The sequence below is a fragment of the Corallococcus llansteffanensis genome, from assembly GCF_003612055.1.
Lineage (GTDB): Bacteria > Myxococcota > Myxococcia > Myxococcales > Myxococcaceae > Corallococcus > Corallococcus llansteffanensis.
Map to the genome: position 1 here is coordinate 1 of NZ_RAWB01000556.1, position 6576 is coordinate 6576.

Consider the following 6576-nt stretch of genomic DNA (forward strand, 5'->3'; position numbering starts at 1 on the left):
GGCCAGGGGGACGCCGGGGTGGGTGTCCAGCGCAGGAAAGTCCGACGGACGACGCTAGGACAGGCCGCCCTGCAGGGTGCGGTAGGTGTTCGCCAGCCGCTCCGCCACGTCCGCCGGCAGGACGTTGCGCGCGGAGAACAGGGCGTAGGACACGAAGGCGTCCAGCGCCTCCAGCGCCATCGCGCGGCCCACCGCCTCCCCGCCGCTGGTGGACACGTTGGCGCGCAGCCGCGCCACGTCCACGCGCCCGTCGGGCCCCAGGGTGACGCCCTGGTAGGCGTCCTCCAGCCCCGGGGGCGGGGCGTCCACGAAGCCGCGCAGCAGGTCCACGTCGCGGCCCGCCTCGCGCAGCGCGCGGTGCACCAGCGACAGGAGGAGGTTGTAGCGCTCCTCCGCGGACAAGAGCTCCCAGGCCATGCCCTCCACCGCGGGGCCCGGGGCCTGCGCGGGGGGCGCGGCCTGCACGGCCAGGTGGCCGCCGCGCACCGCCTCCTCCACGCCGTTGTAGAAGGCGTACTGGCTGCCCGCGTACCGGGCCCGCAGCGCGCCCAGCGACGTGCCCTCGCCCAGCGTCGCGAACAGGGCCTCCTCGCCGGGCAGCGCGCCCCGGGGGCCGGGCTGCACGTGCATGTCGTCCGGGAAGCGGCGGCGCAGCCGGCCCGTCTCCTCCGCGCGCTTGATGCCGGTGAGGACCAGGTCCCGCGTGCGCTCCGGCAGCTTCACCGCGTCCACCGCCGGGGCCTTGGCCTCCAGGAAGAGGAAGCTGCCCTCCTGCATCTCGAAGAGGTTGAGCACCACCTCGCGCACGACGAAGGTCATCGCGCTGTAGAGGCTGGCCTCGGAGACGAGCCCCTGCGACGTGAGCACCTGCCCGATGCGGCGCGCGGGCGTCACCTGCGCGAGCGCCCCGGCCAGCTGGTCCTCCGTGAGCAGCCCCAGCCGCACCATCACGGAGCCCAGACGCTCCCAGCGCTCACTGGAGGTGGCGAACACCACCTGCCCGTCGCGGAACGCCACCGCGCGGCGCACGGCGTCGTGCTGCACGATGAGCTGGCCGGTGCGGATGCCCGAGAGGATCTGGGCGAACACCTCCTCGACCGAGAGCGCCCCCAGGCTTCCGGCGAAGAAGCCGGAAGCGCCGAGGGACTCCGGGAGGAGCACCAGTCCCTCGGGCGCGTGGAAGTGCGCCACGAGGGGCCGGGTGGGAGAGACGACGGTGGCGAGCGGCCGCTCCAGGTCGAGCGAAGCCGACTCACCGCTCACGCGGGGCGTGGCCCTGGGCTTCGACGCCACCGCACTCCCCCCTTGAGCGGCGCTGGGACTACTTCGCGCCCTTCAGCTCCGCGTCGATGATGCTCTTGAACTCGTCGAAGGGCTGCGCGCCCGACAGCATGATGCCGTTGATGAAGAACGCCGGCGTGCCGGTGACGCCCACCTTGGAGCCATCCGCCTGGTCCGCCTTCACCGCCGCGGCCTTCTCACCGGAGTCGAGGCAGGCGTCGAACTTCTTGGTGTCCAGCTTGAGCTCCGCGGCGGTCTTCTTCAAGTCCTCCACGCCCAGCGCCTTCTGGTTGGCGAACATCTTGTCGTGCATCTCCCAGAACTTGCCCTGGTCATTGGCGCACAGCGAGGCCTCGGCGGACTTCTGGGCCTGCTTGTGGAACTCCAGGGGGAACTGGCGGAACACCAGGCGCACCTTGTCGCCGTAGGTCTTCGTCACCTGGTCCACCGTGCCGATGGCGCGGCTGCAGAACGGGCACTCGAAGTCGCTGAACTCCACGATGGTGATCGGCGCGTTCTCCGGGCCCTTGGACGGGCCGGTGGCGGCGACCTGCTTGCGCTCCACGGGCGCGCGCGGGGGCTCGGGCAGCTGGTACTGCACGTTGGCGCCCTGGCGCAGGGACTCGAAGAACTTCTGCGCGGCCTCCTGCTTCTGCTGGCCGGACAGGAAGTCGACAATCTGCGGCTTCATCTGCTCGTAGGTCGCGCCCGGGGGCAGCTGGCCCTTGGCGCCCTCGAAGACCTCCTTGATCTTCTCTTCCGGAGGCGCGGGGATCTTGTCGTCGATCTCCGCCTTGAGCAGCTGGTCCTCGGTGATCTTGCGCTTGGTGGCCTCATCCTTCACCAGCCGCTCGGTGACCAGACCTTCCAGGCCGCGCTTGCGCAGCTGGTACTTCTGCTTGTCCAGGTTCGCGAGCGGCTCCTTGATGCGCTCGTTGAGCTCCGCGAACGTGACCTTCTGGCCGCTGCCGAAGGTGGCGACCACCGTGTCCGGCGCCGGCTCCGCGGCATTGCCAGCCTGGGCCTGGGCAGCGGGCTCCTGGGTGGTGGCCGGAGCCTTCTCCTTGTTGCAGCCGACGGTGAGGGATGCCGCCAGGAGGGCGGCCAGGGCGAAGCGAGTAGGACGCATGGACATAAGTCGCCCACTTAATAGAGGAGCCCGGGGCTGGCAAGGAATTGCCAAGCCCATGCGGGCCCTGCCGCCCCTCAGGCGACCAGGGGCTCCAGCTCCAACGCGCCCGCGAGGCTGCCACGGCCCGGCTCGCGCCCTTCCACGTCACGGCGCCGCGCGGTGACGATGTCGTAGCTGGACGGGTCCGCCAGCACCTTGCGCACCAGCTTGTGGTTGAGCGCGTGGCCCGTCTTGAACGCCGTCATGTGCCCGATGACGGGCCGGCCGAACAGCGACACGTCGCCGATGGCGTCCAGGATCTTGTGGCGCACGAACTCGTCCGGGAAGCGCAGGCCGTCCGGGTTGAGGATGGCCGCCTCGTCCACGACGACGGCGTTCTCCAGCGACCCGCCGCGCGCCAGGCCCAGCGTCTTGAGCTTCTCCACGTCGCGCAGGAAGCCGAACGTGCGGGCGCGGGAGATCTCCCGCGAGAAGCCCCGGTCGTTCACGTCCACGTCGAAGGACTGGCCCTGGATGACGGGGTGCTCGAAGTCGATGGTGCAGCTGATGCGGAAGCGCCGCGCGGGGGTGAGCGAGGCCTGCTTGTCCCCGTCCGTCACCGCCACGCTCTTCTTGATGACCAGGTACTCGCGCGGCGCGTCCAGCTCGCGCGCCCCCGCCTCCATGATGGCGTGGGTGAAGGGCGCGGCGCTGCCGTCCATGATGGGCACCTCCGGCCCGTCCAGTTCCACGCGCACGTTGTCGATGCCCATGCCCGCCAGGGCCGACATCAGGTGCTCCACCGTGCCCACCCGCACGCCGTCGCGCCCCAGCGTGGTGGCCAGCGACGTGTCCACCACGTACTCCGCCAGCGCGGGGATGCTCACCGGGCGCGGCAGGTCCGTGCGCACGAACACGATGCCGTGCCCCGCCGGCGCGGGCTTCAGGGTCAACGTCACGGGCGCCCCGGAGTGGAGGCCCACGCCCCGGCAGATGGCCGGCTGGGAGAGGGTGCGCTGGGAGTCGGTGAGCTGGAGCATGTCGGTGTCGCCTCTAAGGACTGCTTCGGACTGACGCACGCTGGGTACGGGCCCGTCCGACCGTTCAACGGGGTCTGACGCACTGCACACAGGAGCAATCAACATGCCACCGGGCCGTGGCTTGGGTTTTCCGGGTCAGGTAGGTCCCCGCCGGGCCAACCCCCTGGAACTGCTGGCGGAGCGAGGACGCGGGCGGGGGGCGGCGCGGACCGGGGTCCCCGCACCCCTCTTGGGAAACACCACACCGAGCCTCTCACCGTGACAGCCATGTCCGGAATCCACCCTTCGCACCCCGGTTCTGCCCGGCGCCGCACGCGCCAACCCGGAGTGTGTGTCACCCAAGCAACAAGGGCGCGTCTCTATCGCAGGCGAGTGCCCGGAAGCAAACGCACCCACGGGCCTCACGGGGAGTCCGGGGCTTGACGGACAACGGTTCCGGGATGGGGGTCAGCGCGTCGCGGACGGCAGGAAGCGATCCCGCAGGGCTTCGGCGTCCGGACGGTCGAAGCCGCGCCCCTGGAGGAGGGAGCGGCGGCTGACGGCGTGGAAGGTGGTCTCCAGCGTCTGGGAGAAGCGCCGGAGGTCCTCCGCGAGGCGGCTGCGGATGCCGGGCCCTTCGGGGGGCCAGGGCAGTTCCACGAGGAGGGACGAGAAGCGGTCGAAGGCGTCGTAGTCCGCGTAGCGCAAGAGCTGGTAGCCGCCGTCGTGGAAGTAGCCGAGGAAGGAGCGCAGGGCGTCCAGCACGCGCTCGGCGGCGGGGACGTCCTCGGAGCGCAGGTGGCCTTCCGCGGCGCGGCACAGCTGGGCGTACACCCACAGGTCCTTGCGCAGCCGCAGCGCTGCGTCCTGGGCGCTGGTGAGGTGGGCGAAGGCCTCCTCGCCCAGGGAGCCGTTGGGCGCGAGCGCGTCCACGAGCGCGACAATCTGGGCGCGGAACAGCGCGGTGAAGGCCTCCGCGGCGCGCAGGGCGGCGGCGGGGTCGCGGTCCAGGTCCACCATCACCTCGCGGGCGATGCGCTCCGTCTCCCGGGCCAGGTCGCGCGCGGCCCTGAGCGTGGCGGCCTGCAGCGGCTTGGAGCCGGCCTTCGGGGACAACTCCGTGTGCAGGTAGCTGGCGACGGCGGCGGCCTCTCCGCGCACCAGCGACAGGAGCACGCGCACGCGGCGCGGCACGGGCGGCTGCGTCTCCGGGTCCACATGCGACAGGTAGTGCAGCACGCGGAACAGGCCCAGGAAGGCGGTGGTGTAGAGGGGGCGCGTGTCCGGGGGCAGCGTGCCCAGCACGTCCAGCAGGCGCACGGAGCGCAGCCGGTCGTACTCGACGCGGAACTCCAGCGGGCGGAAGGGGCGGAAGTAGCGGTTGAGGACGATCTCCCGCAGCGTCAGCTTGCCCACGTCCTGGAAGAGCGAGAGGCCGATGAGCGGCAGCTGCAGCAGGTTGTCGAGCAGGTTCTTGAGCGCGTCGAACGCCTCGCGCACGACGAAGAGGCTCTCCGGCGGGGTCTCCTGGTCCAGCTCTTCTTCAATCAACAGCCGGCGCACGCGGTCATCCGCGAGCTGGGTCTCCACGTACTTGCGGAAGACCATCTTCGGGTCGCTGTCCGGGTCCTGCAGGTGGCGCGCGACGCGCACCGCGCGCTCCATGGCGTCGCGCACGTCCGCCAGCTCCTCGTGGAAGTCGCGCGTGACGAGCGGCCGGGCGCGGGCATCCACCACGGCGTTGTGGAGGTTCAGGTAGCGCTCCACGGCGCGCAGCCACATCTCGAACTCGAAGAGCAGCTCCTCGCGGCCCTCCACCGGGACGCCGCGCAGCCAGCGCTCGCGTTCGGCGAGGAAGCCCGCGCGCGTGGCCTGCGAGGCGCGCATCAGGTCGCCGTAGAAGTCGCGGGGACCGGGGAGGACCGTGGGCACGGTGGGCGCGGAGGCTGGGCTCATGGCGGCGAAGGGCGTCAGGCGGAAAGAAGGGCTAGAAGAGCGTCCCCTGGGGAGAGCTGGGGGGCGGCGTCTTCTTGAAGTACTGGTAGGTGCGCAGCGTGGCGGTGCGGCCGCGCGGGGTGCGCATGAGGAAGCCCTCCTGCATGAGGAAGGGCTCGTAGACGTCCTCGATGGTGTCGCGCTGCTCGCCCACGCTCGCGGCGATGGTCTCCACGCCCACCGGGCCGCCGCCGAACTTCTCCACGATGGTGAGCAGGATCTTGCGGTCCATCGCGTCCAGGCCGCTCGCGTCCACGCCCAGGCGGCTCAGGGAGCCGTGCGCCAGCTCGTAGGTGATGCGGCCGTCGCCCTCCACCTGGGCGAAGTCGCGCAGCCGGCGCAGCAGCCGGTTCGCGATGCGGGGCGTGCCGCGCGAGCGGGTGGAGATCTCCCGGCTCGCGGCGCGGTCCAGCGGCACGCCGAGGATGCGCGCCGAGCGGTCGAGGATCTGCTCCAGGAACTTCGGCTCGTAGTACTCCAGGCGCTCTTGAATCTGGAAGCGGTCGCGCAGGGGCGACGTCAAGAGGCCCGTGCGCGTGGTGGCGCCCACCAGCGTGAAGGGCGGCAGATCAATCTTCATCGCGCGGGCGGCGGGCCCGGTGTCGATGGTGATGTCCAGCCGGAAGTCCTCCATCGCCGGGTAGAGGTACTCCTCCACGGCGGCGTTGAGGCGGTGGATCTCATCGATGAAGAGGATGTCCCGCTCGTTGAGGTTCGTGAGCAGGCCCGCCAGGTCGCCCTTGCGCTCCAGCGCGGGGCCGCTGGTGACGTGGATGCCCACGCCCAGCTCGTTCGCGATGAGGTACGCGAGCGACGTCTTGCCCAGGCCCGGGGGGCCGGAGAAGAGGCAGTGGTCCAGCGCGTCACCGCGGCTCTTGGACGCGGCCACGTACACCTTCAGCTTTTCGACGACCGCGCCCTGGCCCACGTACTCGTCGAAGGAGCGAGGGCGCAGGGAGGCCTCCAGCCGGATGTCTTCCGGCTGAACATCTCCCGAGAGGGTGTCGTCGGACTTCCTCGCCATCACCATTGGGACCCTATACAGCGAAGGGGGCGTGTGTCGCTGCCCTTCTGGCGGCGCTAGAGTCGCAGCGGCATGCCGACCGGCCAGCCAGGGGGTCCGTCCCCCAGCCCCTGTCTCTTATAACCATCTCCGAGCCCACGAGACGC

5 protein-coding genes are annotated in these 6576 nt (G+C 70.9%); all 5 read right to left on the minus strand.

Translation table 11 applies throughout. The annotated features are described in order from the left end of the window. Positions 1-54: 54 nt before the first annotated feature. The 5 genes from D7V93_RS34885 to ruvB all read right to left on the minus strand — a co-directional run bounded on the left by D7V93_RS34885 (position 55) and on the right by ruvB (position 6436). Positions 55-1293 carry a DUF4388 domain-containing protein gene (locus D7V93_RS34885; protein WP_120647485.1) on the minus strand — a complete coding sequence of 413 codons (1239 nt, stop codon included), beginning with the start codon at positions 1291-1293 and terminating at the stop codon, positions 55-57. 28 nt (positions 1294-1321) lie between these two features. Further along, the gene (locus D7V93_RS34890; protein WP_120647486.1) at positions 1322-2416 is read right to left on the minus strand and encodes a thioredoxin domain-containing protein; all 1095 of its coding nucleotides are present in this window, start codon (positions 2414-2416) and stop codon (positions 1322-1324) included. Positions 2417-2487: 71 nt separating this feature from the next. Then, positions 2488-3432 (minus strand): UDP-3-O-acyl-N-acetylglucosamine deacetylase, encoded by a 945-nt coding sequence (lpxC, locus tag D7V93_RS34895; RefSeq protein WP_120647487.1) that lies wholly within the window; start codon positions 3430-3432, stop codon positions 2488-2490. 447 nt (positions 3433-3879) lie between these two features. Next, positions 3880-5367 carry a hypothetical protein gene (locus D7V93_RS34900; protein WP_120647488.1) on the minus strand — a complete coding sequence of 496 codons (1488 nt, stop codon included), beginning with the start codon at positions 5365-5367 and terminating at the stop codon, positions 3880-3882. Positions 5368-5398: 31 nt separating this feature from the next. Next, entirely contained in the window at positions 5399-6436 is a 1038-nt protein-coding gene (ruvB, locus tag D7V93_RS34905) for a Holliday junction branch migration DNA helicase RuvB (RefSeq protein ID WP_120647489.1), read from the minus strand. Positions 6437-6576: the final 140 nt, after the last annotated feature.

Excerpts from the sequence above, each read along its gene's own strand:
- D7V93_RS34890 (WP_120647486.1), bottom strand. The coding sequence starts at position 2,416 with ATGTCCATGCGTCCTACTCGCTTCGCCCTGGCCGCCCTCCTGGCGGCA.
- lpxC (WP_120647487.1), bottom strand. The coding sequence starts at position 3,432 with ATGCTCCAGCTCACCGACTCCCAGCGCACCCTCTCCCAGCCGGCCATC.
- D7V93_RS34900 (WP_120647488.1), bottom strand. The coding sequence starts at position 5,367 with ATGAGCCCAGCCTCCGCGCCCACCGTGCCCACGGTCCTCCCCGGTCCC.
- ruvB (WP_120647489.1), bottom strand. The coding sequence starts at position 6,436 with ATGGTGATGGCGAGGAAGTCCGACGACACCCTCTCGGGAGATGTTCAG.